The sequence below is a fragment of the Mangrovimonas futianensis genome, assembly GCF_021245805.1.
GTDB lineage: Bacteria > Bacteroidota > Bacteroidia > Flavobacteriales > Flavobacteriaceae > Mangrovimonas > Mangrovimonas futianensis.
The window spans coordinates 1-202 of the sequence record NZ_JAJJNF010000112.1 but is presented as its reverse complement, the minus strand read 5'-3'; the positions used below and the strand labels follow the sequence as shown (position 1 = coordinate 202).

Below are 202 nucleotides of genomic sequence, written 5' to 3'. Positions count from 1 at the left end.
CCACACCGGCATAGTCCACTCTTACGTAGATCACCTGCCCAAGGACGTTGGACAACGGACTGCTCTGTGGCAGCACATCGTCCACTGCGTTCTGGTAGGTCAGGTGGAAGGTAACATCTAAACTGGTGTCACCTCCTGTAATTTCTTCTATGGTACTGTCCAGGTCAAACTCGCCCAGGTCATCGTTGTCAGGGTCACAGTA

At 52.5% G+C, this 202-nt stretch carries 1 protein-coding gene; it reads right to left on the bottom strand.

Annotated elements, in window-relative coordinates; translation table 11 throughout:
• On the bottom strand, nt 1-202 hold a 202-nt coding region (locus LOK78_RS16650; RefSeq protein WP_232635707.1), incomplete at both ends, for an FIDD domain-containing protein.